The organism is Hydrogenophaga sp. T2 (assembly GCF_049843535.1).
Taxonomy (GTDB): domain Bacteria; phylum Pseudomonadota; class Gammaproteobacteria; order Burkholderiales; family Burkholderiaceae_C; genus Hydrogenophaga; species Hydrogenophaga crocea.
Window position 1 is genome coordinate 600,592 of record NZ_JBBHZJ010000003.1, and the last position, 17,727, is coordinate 618,318.

The window sequence follows — 17,727 nt, forward strand, 5'->3', positions numbered from 1 at the left end:
GTCAGCCGTACCGGAATCTTTGTGAGAGACGGTGCGACTTAAGGAGATCCAAAAACACGGTTTGCACGGTGCTCAGCGCTGTGTGCCTCAGATTAATTCCGGCAGTCTAGCCGTAGCATCGTCGTACGCAAGCGCGTCGACATCAAAGGCCGATATTCGAATGACTAAAAGTTGCGTAGGTCACACATTCAACGCGCTAACTCCGCCGGCCGCTCCCATTCTGGAACCGACTCGAAACCCATCCCTGGCGTACAACGATCGTGATTCACGACCTCAATGCAACTGCGATGCAGCCACGTGCAAATCTTGACCCCGACGCTTGCCTGGGCCTGAAGCAGGGGATCTGAGCCCCCTGGCTTCTGAAGTCAGCTGAGGTGCTTGCCCAGCAGTCCGGTCATCTCGAACATGGTCACCTCATCCTTGCCAAAGACGGCCTTGAGCTTGGTGTCGGCCAGGATGTTGCGCTTGTTCTTCGGGTTCTGCAGATTGTTGGACTTGATGTAGTCCCACACGAGCTTCACGATCTCGGTGCGAGGCACGGCGTTGGGGCCGATCACCGCGGCGAGTTCAGCGCTGGGCTTGAGAGCGCGGTTGAAAGCAGTTTCCTTCTTGGCAGTGGTCATCTCAGTGTCTTTTGGTGAACGGGATTTTTAGGATTGGACTGCCTGATAGCAGTACACGAATACGGCCCTCGAAGTCAGCTGGCCTCGATCACCTTCCACGCTTCGCGTTTGCCCAAGTTCATGGCCACAAAGTAGCGCTCAAGCATTGAGGTGCGCGGGGTGACCTGACCGGATTCCCATTTCCATAAGCTGAGGGAAGAGATGCCGAGCAGTTGCGCCATCTGCGCCTGACTCATCCCAAGCGCCTGGCGCTTCGCCTTCAGCCGATCAGCATTGAAAACCGGCTTGCGCCCTGGACGTCCCGCAGCCTTTTGCTCAACAGGTGCGGGCGCGGCGCGCTTTACTGCCTTCTGCGCAAGGCGCAGCTGCGCGCCGAGTTCTTTGATCGTCCGCTTCAACGAGGCAATTTCAGACCGGTGAGCAGTGACGGTCTTGCGAAGCCCGGAAATGTCTTCACGGACCTCCTTGCGAGCGATGCGGGAGATCTCTTGCTTGAGGGTTTGGGCGAGGTTAGGCATTCGCTGATGGTACTTCCCGCCGATGTATCTGGGCGTGCCGGCAAGTTTGTTCGGTGATTGAGGCACTTTCGAACTTCACTTGCTTTGGATGTGCCCCTAGGTTTCCTCCGCGAGTTGAGGACTTGCTTCAACCATTTGAACGGAGGACGACGAGCACAGAAGAAAGAGCTCCCGCGGGAGCCCTTCGCACATGGCCGCCTTTCAGATTACAGCGCGGCGTCCTTCACCTTCTTGAAGAAGCGCGCCTTGACTTTCACCGATGCAGGCTTGGCCGCGAACATGCGCTCGACCTTGGTGAAAGGATCAATGCCCTTGCGGGCCTTCTTGGCCGGCACCTGCAACGCGGTGATCTTGAGCACGCCAGGCCAAGTAAAAGCGCCAGCGCCCTTCTTGGACAGAGAGGCGTGGATCGTGGCCTCGAGCGAACCCAGCACGGCCTTGACGGTCTTGGCGTCGGTGCCAGCGGCCTGCACCAGGTGGTTGACCAGACTGGTCTTGTTGAACGTTTCCTTGATCGGCTTCATCGCGCCAGTGCCCTTCGGCGCAGCCTTCACCGCTGCCTTGGGGGCGGCCTTCACGGCTTTGGATTTGACCGCGGTCTTCTTGGCGGCGGCCTTCGGCGCCGCCTTCTTTGCAGTTGCCATGTTTCGAGATCTCCAGTTTTCGTTGACAAGCGCCGCGCGTGCCGCGCGGCGCTTGGAGTCTACCGGTCAACGCGCCCGCAATGACATACAGATCAACGACGGGCCGCTGCAGACTGAGGCTGTGTGAAAACTCGATGCGGTGAGCATCACTCCACAACTCGACCTCTCAGATGGGTCCAGGATGCGTTTTCTCGCATGGGCCAAGGGGTGAAGGACCCCAAAAAACACGGCTCGACGGAGTTTTCACACAGCCTCGACTGGCGGCGGACAGTTAGTTTGCGCCGCCCGACCGGCTATTGACGGTCATCGGGGCCCTTCCTCAAACAATCGGCGCAGCTTGTTGCAGGCAGCGCCGATGTCGGGTCTGCCGTCCGCGCCCTTCTTGTAGGTGACAGTCGTCACGCCCGCCATGTCGCTGGGCAACTTCACCTTGTCTTCGCGCGGCTCCATCAGGATGGCGCGGTGCCGTCCCAACATACCCATCGCCAGTGCCAGCTCAAAGATGACGTTGTCACGTGGCGCCGGCCACTTGTCGTCCCTGACCTCCACGATGTCGTCACCCTGCGCGATGGCGATGACGAAGTCGCTGTCCGCCAGCTTGCGCTCCAGGTCGTCCAGCGTGTAGAAGGTGGCGCGGAAGATGTCCGTCCAGATGTCGACAAAAAGCTTGTCGTGGTCGAACTCCTCCTTGACGGCCCTGGCCACTGGCAGCGCCTCGACGGATGAGACGATGAGGACCCGCACCTTGTCATTGGTGCCAGCGACCAGAGAGTTGCGCTGCTTCAGGCGGCGTGACAGCTCACGAGCGATGGCGCGGTAGACCCCCGCGTGACGGCTGGCGATTTGCGCGAAGCTCGCCTCAGAGATTTTGGCCACCACGCCGTCCGCCTCGGCCCGAATGGTCGCGGCCCGAACCTGAGATGGCTCGATGGCCGCCATCTCACCGATGTGGTCGTTTACGACACGCTTATTTAGTACGCGCCCGTTCACGATGACGGAGAATTCACCAGCGACGATAAAGTAGATGTCAGTGTCGTCGCCCTCCTGTTCGATGAGGATCTGGCCGGCACTCGTCGGCATGAACTCGGTGACGGCTTCCAGCTCGCCTGCTAGGTCTTCCTTGCCACCAACCAGCTTCTGGGCCAGCAGCGCATCCAGCCTGAGGCGCTTACCTTCTTCACCAAGGTACTTGTCAATCAAAGCCATCTGATCGTTCCTCGAATCTGTCAGCCCGCCCGCAGCGGGCATTCGTCCACCGTTGCGCAACAATGGGCGCGCCTGTAGGCGGCCCATAGCTGCTCTTCCGCCAGCAGCGACGTGGCAAGCTCGTACGCATCCAGGGCGTCGTCGCCGCAGTTGCGCAGCCGGAATTGGTGCTGCACGCTGCCGGCTGCGTTGTTCGTCGGCTCATAGCCACTTCGCGCCCTCTCGTCGCCATGCCATCCACGTTCCCGAGAGCCGCTCGAACGGCGTCTTGGGCGCAAGAACCTCCCCGCCCTCTTCGCGCGCCACGCGCGCCTGCACAACATGCGCGCCGCGGCGGAACGCGTGCCCCGTGGCCTCGATCTCGCCACCTCGGCCAAGCTTCACGACAAGCAGGACGAGGAAGTTGGCCGGCTGGCCTCGCTCTTCGATCAGCCCCTGCATTTGCCGCAAGTCGGTGCCGCTGGGCAGCGCCGGGAAGCTCGGGTGCGAGTGCCATTCGCCGAGGTAGTTGAAGCGCGTGTAGTCGTTGCCGGTGCGCGCGAGGAAGCGTCGCATGAACCTGCGGTGGGCGCCCGGATCGCGAACAAAGTGGGCCACACCGCCGCCTGAGCGCTGCACCGAGAGGTCCGCGACCAGAAAGCGGCCGCCGCCGAGATCCTCGCCCGCGAGTACGCCGCCGATCTCGCGGTCACCCGCGCGCCGCAGCTCCCGGCGCAACTTTACGGCCACGTTAGCCGGCAGCACGACCTCGATCACGTGGACTCCTTCGGAAGCAGCGCCGTCAAGGCCTCCACCGCCCGCTCCACCTCGGCCTCGCTCGGCGGCTCCGCCCTACGGGCCGATGGCGCGCCCAGGTCGACGGGCCAGACATCGAATGCGCCGGTGAAGATCCACTCCTTTCGCAACCCGATCATGTAGGCAGAGCTCTCGAACGACGACTCGGGCGCGGCCAACAGTGCGTCGATCGCGAGTCTGGCCAGGCTCGCCGCGATCTGCGCCACGTCGGCGTCGTCGGCGACCATGGGCTCCCCGTCGGCTCCCTCGGCGCCGTAGTCAACCGTCGCCTTGGGCGGCTTCGGAAAATGAGGATTGGCGCACCAGGCGTGAATGGACGCTCGCGCGTCGAGCGGAGTGGGGTCAAGGCCTGGGCGCGAGCGCGCCACCATGCCGCCGTAGCCGCCCCCGAACACGCGCCCCCAGATCATCGGCCGCTCGCTCTCGGCCGCGACGCCGGCAGCGTAGTTGAAGGCGGCGTCGCTGCCGCTGGCGTCCACGATCAAGTCGCACTTGGCGAGCGCCGCGAGCGCGCCGTGCAGCGACCCGCTGCTCTCTTGCCCTCCTAAGCTCAGCCTGCGCGAGTCGATCGTCGCCCCCGGCCGCAACAGCTTCAGCCGCTCGGCGAGCGCGTCGACCTTGTGAGCGCCGACCGCGAGCCAGTCGAGCTCATGGCGGGGGATGTTCTCGGCGCCGAGCACGTCGTCGTCGATCAGCAGGAACTTGGTCACACCGGCGCGCGCGAGGCTCGCGGCCACCTTGCTGCCCATGGAGCCCGCGCCGAGCACGCCCACGAGCTTCTCGCCGAACGCCTCGCGGCCAGGAGCGGCCCTCTGCCCAGGGTTGGGCGGCACGATCGCGTATTCAATCACGGCGTCGTCCTTCGGATCGACGTGGAACGCCCGCACGCCCGTGGGGAGCGAAAGCACCAGCGTCTCCGAGGACTCGAAGGCGAGATCTGCGCGGAATAGGAGCGAACGCAGCGCCCGCGCGCCGCGCGCCGCGGCGACCGCGACTTGCCCGAGCCGCGCGTCGCCGGAGGGCAAGGCGATCACGTGGCCAGTCTCGAACTCGTATCGGCCGATCGGCTCCGGGAGGGTGGGGTCGCGCCACTCGGCGCCACCAGGCTGGGTGATTTTCACGACGAACAGCACGAAGTTGCGGCCGGTGACCAGCATCCGCGCCGTCATGGCGCGCGGCTCGCTGGCCGCCGCGACCGCGGCCGCCAGCGCCTCGGTCTCGACAAGCCGCATGGGTTCCGAGCGGAGGCGCTGTCCTAAGCTGACGCGATGCGCGGAGGGCACAACGCGCGAGGCGTCGGGGCCGCCGGTCGCGCCTGCTTCGGTCGACAGCAACCGGTGGGCGCTGCGCAGCACGTCGGCGCCGGTCACGTGCTCCTGCCAGTTATCCGAGCGGTGCTCGAGGCACAGCTCGCCGCCAGGGCCGTATTGATGGATGCTCCAGCGCTCGCCGCCCTCGCGCGGCCGCACGGACGGCGGCGCGAACGGGAAGATATCGGGATACGCGAGCGTGACCGGACGCCGGACTTCCGCGACCACGATGTCGGCGTCCACGAACAACCCCCGGTCGAGCCGCCACCTGATGTTCTCGATCCACGGCTCGGCGGCGAGCTCGCCAATGGCGTCCCGCTCGTGGTTGTATCGGCCGACGCGCGTGATGAACCACATCAGGCGAATCCCGCCGGCGTCTTCGAGGGCGAGGCGGCGCGCGCCGGGAACGAGAAGCCGGCCGCCGCCGCAGTAGCCGGGCGCAGCAGCCCCCTGGCGCGGCTCGCCTCGGCCTTCTTGGCCTCCTCGGCCTTGGCCAGCACCGCGAGGGCGGCGTCGTAATCGAAGCCAGAGCGGCGCCGCGAGGTTCCGAAGTGGTCGCGGAACGCGGCCGGCGCGGCCTTCGCCAGCGCCTCGCCCATCGCGGTCTGCTGCCCGTCGCAGCGGCGCTGCTCCTCCTCGGAGCGCAGGACCGCCCGGCCGACCACGCAGCGCAGCATCTCGCCCTTCATGCCCAGGCGCGTGATGGCCTGGGTGCCGTAGTCGCAGCCCACGGCCAGGCCCATGCTGCCGACGTCCACGCCCGCGCCATCGAGCCGCTCGAGGGCCAGCTTGAAGCTGCTGCGCAGGGCGGCGGCGCACAGCAGCGCGTTCTTCGCGCTGTCCTCGGCGTCGGTGGTGGCCGCCGTCCCCTCGACCAGCACTCCATGCACGCAGTCGCCGATGAAGCGGATCTTGCGGCCAGCGAAGTCGGCGTGGAGCGTCGCGTCGAGCTCCGCGCGCAGCACATGCAGAGCCCTGACGACGTCCTTGGCCGGCTCGTCGTCGTCGATACGCTCGTCGACGTAGCTGGTAAAACCGTCGATGTCGGCGTAGATCGACACGCTATCCTGGCGCCGCGAGTTCTTCGGCGTGAGCAGCTCGAGGTCCAGCGTGGCGAACGGCGGCGTGTGCGCGGAGAACTCGAAGGCCCCGATGGGGAGCTTCTCGAGGTCCTCCTCCCAGGTCTTGACCACTGAGTCCACCGTGATGCCCAGCTTCGCCTGGTCCTTTGACTGCTCGATCTCCTCGGTGGTCAGCGGGATCGTGTCGACGTTGGACACCTCGGACCAGCCCACCGCGGAGCGCGCGTTGTTGGTCATGAAGATCCCCGCTTTGGTGCCGCCTCCGGCGCGCTTGGCCGCGAGGTTCGCGGCGCAGCCCAGGAACAGCGGCTCGCGGTGCCCGCGGCGCCCGTTGTTGACGGCCAGCGCCTCGCCCGAGTCGATGCCGACGCGGACCTTCGCTGCCGGCAGCGGATCGTCTCCGCCCTCACCGGTGCGCGCCAGCACGTCGATCACGAGCTGCGCGGTAGCCACCGCGCGATGGATGCGCTTGGCCTCGTCGTCGTAGGGCTTGGCGAACACCGCGTGGAGCCGCTGGTTGTGGAAGTCGACCTCGATCGCGTCGACGTCCACCAGGATGTTGCGCGCGGCGCGGAAATGCAGGTTCAGGAAGCGCAAGGTCCGCTTGTGGACCGTAACCCCCTCGAAGTTGGTGGTGCCGAGCATCTCGTCGAGGTTCAGGATGTCGACGTAGACGTGCACCCCGTCCACGCGGTAGGCCACGCCGTTGGCGAGCCCATTGAGGTCGGTGTCGCGGCCGTAGTCGCGGATCTCCACCGTCTTCACTTCCGCCAACCGCGCGTCGATGCGGTCCTGGGCAGTCTGCTTGTTCCACGTGCGCTTCGCCATATTTCGCTTTCCTTGCCGTTGCCGGCGAAACACTAAATATGGGGCCCGTTAGGCACCGAGGCCCAATATGTAGCGCCCATCTTAATTAGACCTGTGCTTTTGTCCAGTGCATACCGTTTCCGTCAACCCTTGGGCGGGGACGGGTCGTGGCCGTGGCTGTCCTTCGACTGGATTTGCCCGTCGCGGCCGTGGATCACCAGTTCCGTGCCCTGGTTCTGGGTGATCTCGCGGGCGCGGTCGACCGCGTCCTGCTTGCGGTCGAAGTGGCCAGTGTCGCGCTTGGCGCCGGCTCCCCGGATCGCCCATCCATCGTCGCGCGGGACGACGTGCTGATTGCGTTTGCTCATGGTCTGAGTCCCTGTTAGCGCAGCGAGATTGCTGCTGGTAATGTGTGCGGTGACTCGGCGATTCGCGGACATCGCCGGGCGGATGTCCGCGATCGCGAAAACGACCGCACACGTCCATGGCGACCCTTGGAGGCGTAGTGACAAGCAAAAGACCCCCAGACGAAATGGCGACCGTCGACGAGCTGATCGAGGCGCTCAGACGGCTGACCGTGGACGAGAGGCTCCGGCTTTACCGCCAGGGCGACGTCATGGCGCTTGGCAGCGAGTTCGCGAGCGGCCGGGAGCTGTTCAGCGAGGCCGTCAAGCGCGCCCTGATAGGCACCTCGGGCGAGCGAGAGGACGGGGAGCGGGGCCGGCCATGGCCGAAGACGGTCGACCTCGTGGCCTTCCTGATGGAGTGCATGAGGAGCATCGCCAATGGCTCGCAGAACTCCGTCAAGCAGAAAGTGGACCGCCGCGCCGAGGCGCTGGCCACGGAGGACGGCGTGGACAACCCCCACCTCTCCGAGCCGGAGCGCCACCACCCCAGCGTCGAGGAGGAGCTGATCGAACGCCAGGAGCGGGAAGCGCGCCAGGCGGCGGCCGAAGCTGACGTGGCCGCGATCCGCGGACTCTTCGCACAAGGGGATGTAGTCCACGAAATCATGGACGGCGAGGAGATTGGCATGACTCCCGACGAGATCCGGCAGGCCACCGGAATGACCGCCACCGCTTACGCCAGCGGCCGCAAGAAGCTGCGCCGCACCGTCGACAAACACTACCCGGGCGGGAGGAAGGCATGACTACTGACGCGCGCAAAACGCTGAGTGCCATCCAGGCGCTGATCAGCAAAGACTTGGTGGAGACGTCGGCCGAGCAGATCCGCGCCGAGTTCGTCGAGGACGGCCTCAATCCCGACCGCGTGGCCCGGGAGATGGCCGAGGCGATCGACGCCGCGGTCTCCGAATTTCAACGAAGCAGGGTGGCCGCGACCAAGGCTGTGAAGAAGGCCACCAAGGTGCCAGTCCCGACGAGCAGGCCCGCTTTGGAACGCATAAAAGAGCTGGTGCAAAGCGCGTTTCAGAGAGAGCCAAACCTCGCCACAGCATTCAGAAACGGATCCAAGCAGTCGGAGAACGACTGGAATTCAACGTATGACGATCTTGTTTTGCTTGGGAAGATAGATCCAAATCAACATGATTGACGTCGCTTCCTTGTCACCGGCGGAAAAGCTTCTTTGGGATCACGGCTTTCGCAAACCCGAGCACATAGATCTTGAGGGAGTCGCCCTTTCAAGAGGGGCGACCGTCATCTATCGACGCCTTGATGGCTGCGCCGCCAGGCTTCTCACCGACGGCGACAAGGCGGTGATCAGCATCGCGGCGAACGACAATCCGGGCCGTCAACGCTTCTCGCTCGGGCATGAGTTGGCGCACTGGATCAACGACGCCCAACGTGCGTCGTTCAATTGCTCCAGCGATTCGATCGGGCCGCAAAACACCGAGGCGCTGTCGGTCGAGGCAAGCGCGAACGTGTATGCGAGCCAGCTCATATTGCCCGACTACATGGTGACTCCGTGGCTCGAAGGCAGGAAGATGACGCTCAACGTCGCCGCGGAGCTGGCCGACGCATTCAACGCAAGCGTCACCGCTTCGGCGATCAAGATGGCCAAGAGGTCGACCGCGCCCGTGTGCGTGGCGTGCCACGAGATGCGGGGCAGACGCTGGTTCATGCGCAGCAAGTCTTGGCCCTTCGACCTGTATCCGGTCAGTCAGCTCAACCACAACACGGCCGCCTTCGACATCGCATTCAAGGCCACCAATCGCATGTCGACGCCCAAGAAAGAGCAAGGCGACTGGTGGCTCACCGGTCCGGACGTTTGGCGCATGCAAGTCGAGACGCAATCGATGCGGCTTCCGGACGGATCGGCTCTGACCACAATTGCGCTTAGCACTTCTTGCCGTTGAGGTGTGTCTTGTAATGGCGGGGACAGAGGGCGCTGACCAGTCGCTCCAGGACGACTTTCGCTTTCGACCCGTTGTCGTCGATCGCGCTTCCACAGGTCATGGTGGCTCAATGGCCGCCTTGGATTAGAAACCGTGACCTTGGCGTTCACCGGCGACCGACTGCAACCGCTGCAGCGCCGCCGGCCAATGCCTAGAAGTCTGTTCAAGACTGGCTGCGGTCGATCACCTGTCCTACCCGCATGATTTTCTCCCTATTCAGATAGCGATTCGAAAATCTTTCGTGCATGAGATGAACCTTGGCGCATGGCGCAGGTAGTCTTTGCTCATCACGCGCCAGCCACCTTCTTCCCCCTCTCTTCCAGCATCTTCGGCATCAACTCTCGTGCTTTTTTGCATTGGTCGGCGCTAAGCTTCCCCTTCGCGACAGCCGCAGCCGCTCCCGCCTCGAGCGCAGCATTCAGTTCGACCGCGGCCACGCCCGTGGCTAAACTCAGTCGCCCCATGTAGTCGGCAGACATTTTCTTTAGTTTCGCTCGCTCGCTGGGCGCCGACTCCCAGCACTGCCTCACCACATCGCGAACCCCACCTTCGCTCTTTGCGAGGGCCAGGGCGTCACTCTTGACGTCAGCCGCTGCGACGGAACCGGCCACCAGCGGAAGCCACACCCACAAGATCTTGCTCATTGCAGACTCTCAGAAGCTGATGCCCAAGGCGTTGCCGAGGTCGCGGATGGCATTGCCTCCCGCTTGCAAAACGCCCCCCGCAGCGTTGCCAAGGCCACTCGCCAGATTGCCCACTGCATTGCCCAGCCCTTCGACAAATTGGCCTGCCGCTCCCAGCGCCTGCTCGGCGAAAGCTACCTGTGCCTTCAACACGTCCAAGTTGAAGTTCGCCACCTGGCCAAGCACAGTCGAGTCGCCGACATCGATACCTACCGCGGCTAGTGCTTTTCGAATCTCGTTGTTCTTGCCGAAGCACGGCTCCTCGCCGAACTTCTTGCCTTGACACTTGCCGAACTCGCGGATCGACAGCTGGCCGCCCGTGCAGGCGGCGAAGCTTAGGAAATCCGGCGACTGTGCCGCGCACTGCATCGCGATCTGCTGCTCCGCCGTAAGTTGGCCCTCGGTCATACAGGCCAGCGTGCCCATGCCATCACCGCCTGACTGGATCGCGCAATTCGCGAGCTTTCCTGCATCGCCCCCGCCTTGGATGTGCAGATTCTTCTGCAAGGCGCAGCCAGCGAAGCCGCTCGGCGACGCTGCACACGCCACCAATTGCTTGACGTCGTTCGACGCGGAGCTCCCCTCGACGAGGCAAATCCCAGCGCGGTTGTATTGGTTAGGGTACTTCTCCCAGCATGCGGCTGCATTGCCGATATCCCCACCCGCCGACTTCGCGAGGCAGGCCATCACCTGGTCCTTCGATGACTTTGCCAAGCAGGGCAGATTGTCGCGAACGCCCGGCGGCAGCTGCGTGCTCACACCACACAACGCGATCGCGTTCGGGTCCTTCGCGCCGTTCTTAGCCATGCATTCGGCGAGCTGGCGAGCCGGGCCGTCGGGCAGCGCCGCAGTCGCACATTGCATTGCTCCGCCCGCTCCTGCCTTTCCTTTGGCGACGGCTTGCGCACATTCCAGCGATTGCCGGTCTTTGTCGTTCAAGCCGATCTTGGACAGACACACGGCCGCGTCTGCCGCTGGAAGCTTGGCGCAGGCCTGTCCGGCAGCCTTGTACTTGTCGACGTCCGCCGTAGCTTGGCCAGCGAGCCGGGGCAGCTGTGAACTCAGGAGTTCGGCGCCATCGCCTGGTGCAAGCCGCATTAGCACCGCAGCATTGCCGGTGCTTGCAAGCTGGGGCATGCAATTGCCGCCACCTAGGCACGCCGCCAAGTCCTTCTTGTCCAAGGTGTAGCCAGCGCATGCAGCGATCTTCTCGGGCAACTGCTGTCCCTTGAAGCGGACGCACTCGGTGAGACGGGTGCGCGCCACTTCGTCCTGAAGCAGCTTGAAAGGCGGCGAACCGGCTGCGGCTTCCGGCAGGAAAGGAACACTCAGCAACGGGCTGGCGATCACGTCCGTGAGCCGCACTGCAGTGTCCTTCTTCAGCGCAGCCACGCGTGGCACGATGTAATCGTACTGGAGCTTGCGCTTACGCAATTCCACCACACCGCGTTCGAACGAGGCTTGCGCATGTTCGGCGCTGCGGGGAGCAGGCCAAAACTGCTTCTTAAATGCATACAGCTCCTGCGGCGCAGGGATGGCGGTCAGTGACCCGCCAGGCCCGATCTCGAGGTACTCGTTCTCCCGACGCAATCCCGCCGTGAGGTACCACTCGTACACCTTGGCGAATCGCTCGCCTTTCGGGAGGGCGCGCCGGCCAAGGTAGCCCCCGGCGTCGCACGCCCGCGGTCCCCTTGCCAGACAAATGTAAGGAACGATCGCCAGCCGCGCCTCAGCAGCAACGTTGGCCGGCAAGCCGCACTTCCGCACCTCGGCCATGAACTTCGTGCGAGCAGCATCGAAAACCTCTCCCACCTGCTTGGCGCGCGCAGCTCGGGTACTGTTGAAGCTTTCCGCATTCACCGCCAGTCCGGCGACCGCGAGGTCCTGGACAATGGTTGTATTCGGCTTTACCTTGACGTCTAACGATTCCCAGAACTCACGCGCACTAACCACGGCCACGACCGAACGCGGCAGGCAGGCCGCGAGACGGTCGTGCACCGTCAGCGGAACTGCATCCGGGCCGGTCGCAACCAAGACCAGCTTCATGTGAACTGGCGTGCCCTTCGTCGGATCGGAGCCGACGTACGCAGTAGCTATGCCACCTTCGCCCCACACTCTCATCGCCTGCGCGGGTGCTGCGGCCGCGATCGTCAGCAGCCCTGCCCCAAGCGCACTCCGCACTGCCCGCCTCATGACGTGTTTCATGCGTCGTCCCCTCCGCTTGAAAAATCATCCTAAGGGAGTCCGGCTTTCTTGTGAATACTGGGGAACGCGCGCAGCAGCGCAGCCGCCTCAGGGGTTTCGCAAGTGTCCAGCCGGCCAGGACAATAGATCGAGGCCGGTGGCGCGGCCGGCACCGCTGATGGATTGACGGGTAAACACTAAGGGACCGTTTTTGGGCACCTGAGCGAGGGACGACAAGGGGGTCGAAACCGTCAGTCTAGGTAATGAGGAAGCGGTCAGTAGCGCTACGCCAGTAGGGTCGCGGAAGCCCTATGAATGCAGTACCCGCAACAGCCGCCTCTCAGGCCAGCGCCTGTCGCTGTGCCAAACAGCCGCTTCGTGGTTATCAGCTGCGTACGCCTGGCAACACCCATCGGCAGCAATCGCTGCGAATCCGAAGTCCTGGCGTCGCGGTTGGCTCAAGACTGGGTGCGGTCGGACGAGCTACCGTTCTGAACGTCGCATCCGCGTCACGTTGCAGTCATTCGATTGCCGGACTTCCATGCCTGTCGCATGTGACCCATGAAGCCATGGCAGACTGCCGCAATCGGCCAGAAGCGGCCGGTCGTCGCTGTGGATGGAATCGCACTGATGTCGAGCTCGCCATAGCGAATACCGCGACTATTCCATCGGTCGGTCCTGACCGCCCAAAGGGTTGCTCTTCCTTGCCCACACATGCCGTTCACTCTCGTTGACTGCACACCCGAACTCCTCGTGGAACTGGGCCTGCCTCGGCAATTGGACGAGAGGCACCAGTACTTCTACCGGCTGCACAAGCACAGTGATGACAACGTGTTCTACGTTGCTCAGTCGTATGTCCATGGCCCTGAGACGTTCGCGAAGCTGACACTGCTGGTGGCCGAAGAGTGTTTTCCCGTCAAGGATGAGATAGCAGTGGTGACGAAGCAGCCGCCCTGGGCCTACAAACTGACAGCCATCCGAACCTTCGCGAAGGCGCCGTTGTCGGATTGGTGGCGCACAACGCTCCACCGATACTTAGTCGACATCTTGCAGACCTACACGCCTGGACCCCAGTTCCAGATACCGCGAAACGTCGAGATGCACGTTTTAGAAGACGTCCAATTGGTCGACAGGTGGTTGGTGCGGTAGGTGCCACTGCGCCCAAAGTCTGACCGACTGCTTCGGGCCCAAAGCGGCTGGTGAGGGACCCAAATCCAGCAGGAGAGGCCCGGGCAACGACCCCGGAGGCTGCCATTCGCTAAAGCGCCGCCCAGGCCTCATTGGAGTTGGTCAACCGCGTGACGCGAGACAATACTACCGATGGAACCCACCGATGCCGATGCCCGCCTCACCGATCTCGAGATCAAGGCGAGCTTCGCTGAAGACCTGCTGGACACGCTCAACGAGATCGTCGCGCGCCAGCAGGCCCAGATCGACCGCCTCACCACTGAGCTCTCCACGCTGCGCAACCAGATGCCCACGGCTGACGGCGCCCCCATCTTTCGCAGTCTGCGCGACGAACTGCCGCCGCACTATTGAGCAAGCCCGGGCGCCCGCAAATACCGCATTTGATGGCGAGCCGCGGGCGCTCTCGGCCGTTCAATCAAGTTAGTCGTCATTGCACATGCTGAACGACCGCTTGATGTCAGAGTTCGGTCGCGGCTGAAGCAGCCGCCTCTGACAGCTCTCGCTGCAGAAGAGTCGCTCGTGATCGGCTTCGATAAGTCAGTGGACAGGGCGAGAACCTCGCCAAATCGCCCAAAGGTCGCAACGGCTTGTCGGGGAGTTTGTGACGGCACAGACCTCGTCACAAACCTCGACACAAACAAAAAGGCCCTCGTTTCCGAGGGCCTTGATGACAAGCAAGTGCTTGATTTTGTTGGTTGCGGAGGCAAGATTTGAACTTGCGACCTTTGGGTTATGAGCCCAACGAGCTACCAGGCTGCTCCACTCCGCGTCAAGCCAAAAATTATATCACGCTTTGTCGGCTTCACCGGCTTCAGCAGCCGGTTCGGCGCGATCGACGAGCTCGACCAGGGCCATGGGCGCGTTGTCGCCCACGCGGAAGCCCATCTTCAGGATGCGGGTGTAGCCGCCCGGACGCGCCTTGAAGCGCGGACCCAGTTCGTTGAAGAGCTTGACCACCACGTCGCGGTCGCGCAGGCGATCGAAGGCCAGGCGGCGATTCGCCACCGTGGGCTCTTTGGCCAGGGTGATCATGGGCTCGACGACGCGGCGCAGTTCCTTGGCCTTGGGGACCGTGGTCTTGATGACTTCGTGCGTGAGCAGCGAATTCATCATGTTGCGCAGCATCGCCTGGCGGTGCTCGCTGGTGCGGTTGAGTTTGCGAAGTCCGTGTCCGTGACGCATGGTGTTTCCTTTCCGTCTTTTGCCGCCGGCCGTGTCAGGTACCGGCGGTTCGTCATGGTCTGGCCGTGAGGCTCAGGGGTTGGGGAGCTATCAGTGCTTGTCGAGGCCGGCGGGCGGCCAGTTCTCGAGCTTCATGCCCAGCGTGAGACCACGCGAGGCCAGCACTTCTTTGATTTCGTTGAGCGACTTGCGACCCAGGTTCGGGGTCTTTAGCAGCTCGTTCTCGGTGCGCTGGATCAGGTCACCGATGTAGTAGATGTTCTCGGCCTTGAGGCAGTTGGCCGAACGCACGGTGAGTTCGAGCTCGTCGACCGGGCGCAGCAGGATCGGGTCGAACTGCTGCGAGCTGCGCTGCTGGGGCGCTTCGCTGAACAGTTCGGCGCCTTCGAGTTGCGCGAACACGGCGAGTTGCTCGACGAGGATCTTGGCCGAGGCACGCACGGCTTCTTCGGGGCCGATGGAGCCATTGGTCTCGATCTCGAGCACCAGCTTGTCGAGATCGGTGCGCTGTTCAACGCGCGCGCTTTCGACGGTGTAGCTCACGCGCTTGACCGGCGAGAACGAGGCATCGAGCACGATGCGGCCGATCGAACGGGCAGCGTCGTCGCCGCGGCGCAGGGTACCCGGCACGTAGCCACGGCCTTTCTCGACCTTGATCTGCATGTCGAGTTTGGCACCGGCCGACAGCGTCGCGATGACGTGACCGGGGTTGACGATCTCGACGTCGTGTGGCGTCTGGATGTCGGCAGCGGTCACGACGCCTTCGCCGTCCTTGCGCAGGCTCAGCGTGACTTCATCGCGGTTGTGGAGTTTGAACACCACGCCCTTGAGGTTCAGCAGCAGGTTGACGACGTCTTCCTGGACGCCATCGATGGAGGAGTACTCGTGCACGACGCCCGCGATCGTCACTTCGGTCGGCGCGTGGCCCACCATGGACGACAGCAGCACGCGGCGCAGCGCGTTGCCCAGGGTGTGCCCATAGCCGCGCTCGAAGGGCTCGAGGGTGACCTTGGCGCGGTTGGCCGAGAGTTGCTCGACGTTGATGGACTTGGGCTTGAGCAGGTTGTTGAGCATTCAGACTTCCTTCAGGACCCTCGGCTCGTTACACCGATAAGGCAGACGGAGCATGGAATGACCCGGCCAGCGCGGCGCGTGCCACGAGGGCCGGGGACGGGGATTAACGCGAATAGAGTTCGACGATGAGCGACTCGTTGATGTCCGAGCCGAATTCATCGCGGTCGGGGGTCTTCTTGAAGACGCCTTCGACCTTGTCGATCGACACTTCCACCCAGGCGGGGAAACCGATCTGCTTGGCCAGTTCGAGGGCCTCGATCACACGGGCCTGCTTCTTGGACTTCTCGCGCACGGCCACCACGTCGCCAGCTTTCACCAGGTACGACGGGATGTTGACCGGCTGGCCGTTCACCGTGATCGCCTTGTGCGACACGATCTGGCGGGCTTCGGCGCGGGTCGAGGCGAAGCCCATGCGGAACACCACGTTGTCCAGGCGCGATTCCAGCAGGAACAGCAGGTTGGCGCCGGTGTTGCCACGGCGGCGATCGGCCTCGGCAAAGTAACGGCGGAACTGGCGCTCGAGCACGCCGTAGGTGCGCTTGACCTTCTGCTTCTCGCGCAGCTGCACGCCGAAGTCGGAGGTGCGTTGACCCGAGGTGCGGCCGTGCTGGCCGGGCTTGGAGTCGAACTTGGCCTTGTCGCTGATGGAGCGGCGTGCGCTCTTGAGCAACAGGTCGCTGGCTTCGCGACGGGAAAGTTTGGCCTTGGGGCCGAGGTAACGTGCCACGTTGGTTTCCTTGTGTTGTCTGCCGCAACCGGCGTGTTGCGGGAGCCATCCGCGATGGCGGAGGCGGTGGGCTTAGCAAAAATGCCACCGCAGCGGAACTGCGGTGGCGCTCGAAAAACCCCGCATTCTACCGCCGAAGCGGAGAGCCGGTGATTCGGGGGTCAGATGCGGCGGCGCTTCTGGGGGCGGCAGCCGTTGTGCGGCACGGGCGTCACGTCGGCAATCGACTTGATGCGGATGCCCAGGGCGCCCAGGGCGCGCACCGACGACTCGCGACCAGGACCGGGGCCCTTGATCTCGACGTCGAGTTCCTTGATGCCTTGTTCCATGGCGGCACGGCCAGCCACTTCCGAAGCCACCTGGGCGGCGAAGGGGGTCGATTTGCGCGAACCCTTGAAGCCCTGGCCACCGGAAGAAGCCCACGACAGCGCGTTGCCCTGACGGTCGGTGATGGTGATGATGGTGTTGTTGAACGACGCGTGCACGTGCGCGATGCCGTCCGCAATGTTCTTGCGAACCTTTTTGCGAACACGCGCAGCGGCGTTGTTGCTGGACTGCTGCTTGGCCATGGTTTTCCTTCGAACCGATTATTTCTTCAAGGACTGAGCCGCCTTGCGCGGGCCCTTGCGGGTGCGGGCGTTGGTCTTGGTGCGCTGACCACGCATCGGCAGGCCACGGCGGTGACGGAAGCCACGGTAGCAGCCGATGTCCATCAGGCGCTTGATGTTCATCGTGGTTTCACGGCGCAGGTCACCTTCGATGGTGAAGGTGTTCACCTGGTCGCGCACCTTCTCGAGCTCGGCGTCGCTCAGGTCCTTGATCTTCTTGCTGTATGCGATGCCGCAAGCGTCGCAGATCTGGCGAGCGCGGGTGCGGCCGATACCGAAAATGGCGGTCAGACCGATCTCAGCGTGCTTGTGCGGCGGAATGTTGATGCCTGCAATACGGGCCATGTGAGTCCTCTTACGAAACGATCAGCCTTGACGCTGCTTGTGGCGGGGATCGGTGCAGATCACGCGCACGATGCCGGCGCGCTTGATGATCTTGCAGTTGCGGCACATCTTCTTGACAGAAGCCGAAACTCTCATTTTCTTCTCCTAGAAATCCAGTAAACGTTCAGGTCGTGCGCTTCACTTGGCGCGGAACACGATGCGGGCGCGGGTCAGGTCGTAGGGCGTGAGCTCCACCTTGACCTTGTCACCAGGCAGGATGCGGATGTAGTGCATGCGCATCTTGCCGGAGATGTGACCGAGAACGACATGACCGTTCTCCAGCTTGACCCGGAAAGTTGCATTGGGCAGGTTTTCGACCACCTCCCCTTGCATCTCGATCACATCGTCCTTGGCCATGG

Annotated in this window: 23 protein-coding genes and 1 tRNA gene; 5 read left to right on the forward strand and 19 right to left on the reverse strand. The window is 63.5% G+C overall.

All coding sequences use genetic code 11. The features are described 5' to 3' along the window. Positions 1–365: 365 nt before the first annotated feature. The 9 genes from WDZ95_RS09790 to WDZ95_RS09830 form a co-directional block, all read right to left on the reverse strand. Positions 366–623 carry an SWIB/MDM2 domain-containing protein gene (locus WDZ95_RS09790; protein ID WP_166228059.1) on the reverse strand — a complete coding sequence of 86 codons (258 nt, stop codon included), beginning with the start codon at positions 621–623 and terminating at the stop codon, positions 366–368. Between the two features lie 74 nt (positions 624–697). Further along, the gene (locus tag WDZ95_RS09795; RefSeq protein WP_166228061.1) at positions 698–1,141 is read right to left on the reverse strand and encodes a helix-turn-helix domain-containing protein; all 444 of its coding nucleotides are present in this window, start codon (positions 1,139–1,141) and stop codon (positions 698–700) included. 206 nt (positions 1,142–1,347) lie between these two features. Continuing rightward, complete coding sequence (locus WDZ95_RS09800; protein ID WP_166228063.1) at positions 1,348–1,785, reverse strand: HU family DNA-binding protein; 438 nt, start codon at positions 1,783–1,785, stop codon at positions 1,348–1,350. A gap of 303 nt (positions 1,786–2,088) precedes the next feature. After that, positions 2,089–2,991, reverse strand: coding sequence for a TIR domain-containing protein (locus tag WDZ95_RS09805; protein WP_240936395.1), 903 nt, complete (start codon positions 2,989–2,991; stop codon positions 2,089–2,091). A gap of 20 nt (positions 2,992–3,011) precedes the next feature. Further along, positions 3,012–3,167, reverse strand: coding sequence for an E2 domain-associated cysteine-rich protein (locus tag WDZ95_RS09810; RefSeq protein WP_166228065.1), 156 nt, complete (start codon positions 3,165–3,167; stop codon positions 3,012–3,014). A 25-nt stretch (positions 3,168–3,192) separates the two neighbouring features. After that, positions 3,193–3,747 (reverse strand): Mov34/MPN/PAD-1 family protein, encoded by a 555-nt coding sequence (locus WDZ95_RS09815; RefSeq protein ID WP_166228066.1) that lies wholly within the window; start codon positions 3,745–3,747, stop codon positions 3,193–3,195. Further along, positions 3,744–5,453 (reverse strand): ThiF family adenylyltransferase, encoded by a 1,710-nt coding sequence (locus WDZ95_RS09820; RefSeq protein ID WP_166228068.1) that lies wholly within the window; start codon positions 5,451–5,453, stop codon positions 3,744–3,746. The genes WDZ95_RS09815 and WDZ95_RS09820 overlap by 4 nt, the downstream gene beginning before the upstream one ends. Beyond that, complete coding sequence (locus WDZ95_RS09825) at positions 5,453–7,006, reverse strand: transcriptional regulator (protein WP_166228070.1); 1,554 nt, start codon at positions 7,004–7,006, stop codon at positions 5,453–5,455. The genes WDZ95_RS09820 and WDZ95_RS09825 overlap by 1 nt, the downstream gene beginning before the upstream one ends. A gap of 122 nt (positions 7,007–7,128) precedes the next feature. Continuing rightward, positions 7,129–7,353, reverse strand: a complete 225-nt coding sequence (locus WDZ95_RS09830; protein ID WP_166228072.1) for a DUF2188 domain-containing protein — start codon at positions 7,351–7,353, stop codon at positions 7,129–7,131. A gap of 164 nt (positions 7,354–7,517) precedes the next feature. On the opposite strand from WDZ95_RS09830, the gene WDZ95_RS09835 reads away from it, so the two are divergent. From WDZ95_RS09835 to WDZ95_RS09845, 3 genes are read left to right on the forward strand one after another with little or no spacing between them, the layout of a single operon-like run. Continuing rightward, the gene (locus tag WDZ95_RS09835) at positions 7,518–8,135 is read left to right on the forward strand and encodes a hypothetical protein (RefSeq protein ID WP_166228074.1); all 618 of its coding nucleotides are present in this window, start codon (positions 7,518–7,520) and stop codon (positions 8,133–8,135) included. Continuing rightward, positions 8,132–8,536 carry a hypothetical protein gene (locus WDZ95_RS09840; RefSeq protein WP_166228076.1) on the forward strand — a complete coding sequence of 135 codons (405 nt, stop codon included), beginning with the start codon at positions 8,132–8,134 and terminating at the stop codon, positions 8,534–8,536. The genes WDZ95_RS09835 and WDZ95_RS09840 overlap by 4 nt, the downstream gene beginning before the upstream one ends. Continuing rightward, positions 8,529–9,299 carry an ImmA/IrrE family metallo-endopeptidase gene (locus WDZ95_RS09845; RefSeq protein WP_240936396.1) on the forward strand — a complete coding sequence of 257 codons (771 nt, stop codon included), beginning with the start codon at positions 8,529–8,531 and terminating at the stop codon, positions 9,297–9,299. The genes WDZ95_RS09840 and WDZ95_RS09845 overlap by 8 nt, the downstream gene beginning before the upstream one ends. A 326-nt stretch (positions 9,300–9,625) precedes the next feature. Here WDZ95_RS09845 and WDZ95_RS09850 read toward each other — a convergent pair whose 3' ends face one another. Both WDZ95_RS09850 and WDZ95_RS09855 read right to left on the reverse strand, forming a co-directional pair. Next, the gene (locus tag WDZ95_RS09850) at positions 9,626–9,982 is read right to left on the reverse strand and encodes a hypothetical protein (RefSeq protein WP_166228078.1); all 357 of its coding nucleotides are present in this window, start codon (positions 9,980–9,982) and stop codon (positions 9,626–9,628) included. A gap of 9 nt (positions 9,983–9,991) precedes the next feature. Continuing rightward, a complete protein-coding gene (locus WDZ95_RS09855; RefSeq protein ID WP_166228080.1) occupies positions 9,992–12,226 on the reverse strand; it encodes a hypothetical protein in 2,235 nt (744 codons plus the stop codon). A gap of 732 nt (positions 12,227–12,958) precedes the next feature. Here WDZ95_RS09855 and WDZ95_RS09860 point away from each other — a divergent pair. Together WDZ95_RS09860 and WDZ95_RS09865 are read left to right on the forward strand one after the other, a co-directional pair. Next, positions 12,959–13,354, forward strand: a complete 396-nt coding sequence (locus WDZ95_RS09860; protein ID WP_425777997.1) for a hypothetical protein — start codon at positions 12,959–12,961, stop codon at positions 13,352–13,354. A gap of 171 nt (positions 13,355–13,525) precedes the next feature. Further along, positions 13,526–13,744, forward strand: coding sequence for a SlyX family protein (locus WDZ95_RS09865; RefSeq protein WP_166228090.1), 219 nt, complete (start codon positions 13,526–13,528; stop codon positions 13,742–13,744). Between the two features lie 341 nt (positions 13,745–14,085). Here WDZ95_RS09865 and WDZ95_RS09870 read toward each other — a convergent pair. From WDZ95_RS09870 to infA, 8 genes are all read right to left on the reverse strand, one after another. Beyond that, positions 14,086–14,162: transfer RNA gene (locus WDZ95_RS09870), tRNA-Met, on the reverse strand. Positions 14,163–14,179: 17 nt separating this feature from the next. Then, positions 14,180–14,575 carry a 50S ribosomal protein L17 gene (gene rplQ, locus WDZ95_RS09875; protein WP_166228092.1) on the reverse strand — a complete coding sequence of 132 codons (396 nt, stop codon included), beginning with the start codon at positions 14,573–14,575 and terminating at the stop codon, positions 14,180–14,182. A 90-nt stretch (positions 14,576–14,665) separates the two neighbouring features. Beyond that, positions 14,666–15,649, reverse strand: coding sequence for a DNA-directed RNA polymerase subunit alpha (locus WDZ95_RS09880; protein ID WP_166228095.1), 984 nt, complete (start codon positions 15,647–15,649; stop codon positions 14,666–14,668). 103 nt (positions 15,650–15,752) lie between these two features. Continuing rightward, positions 15,753–16,376, reverse strand: a complete 624-nt coding sequence (rpsD, locus tag WDZ95_RS09885; RefSeq protein WP_166228097.1) for a 30S ribosomal protein S4 — start codon at positions 16,374–16,376, stop codon at positions 15,753–15,755. A 161-nt stretch (positions 16,377–16,537) separates the two neighbouring features. After that, positions 16,538–16,945, reverse strand: coding sequence for a 30S ribosomal protein S11 (gene rpsK, locus WDZ95_RS09890; RefSeq protein WP_166228099.1), 408 nt, complete (start codon positions 16,943–16,945; stop codon positions 16,538–16,540). An 18-nt stretch (positions 16,946–16,963) separates the two neighbouring features. Continuing rightward, positions 16,964–17,329, reverse strand: a complete 366-nt coding sequence (gene rpsM / locus WDZ95_RS09895) for a 30S ribosomal protein S13 (RefSeq protein ID WP_166228101.1) — start codon at positions 17,327–17,329, stop codon at positions 16,964–16,966. A gap of 21 nt (positions 17,330–17,350) precedes the next feature. Then, entirely contained in the window at positions 17,351–17,464 is a 114-nt protein-coding gene (rpmJ, locus tag WDZ95_RS09900; protein WP_166228103.1) for a 50S ribosomal protein L36, read from the reverse strand. Positions 17,465–17,506: 42 nt separating this feature from the next. Beyond that, positions 17,507–17,725 carry a translation initiation factor IF-1 gene (gene infA, locus WDZ95_RS09905; RefSeq protein WP_009514918.1) on the reverse strand — a complete coding sequence of 73 codons (219 nt, stop codon included), beginning with the start codon at positions 17,723–17,725 and terminating at the stop codon, positions 17,507–17,509. Positions 17,726–17,727 lie beyond the last annotated feature (2 nt).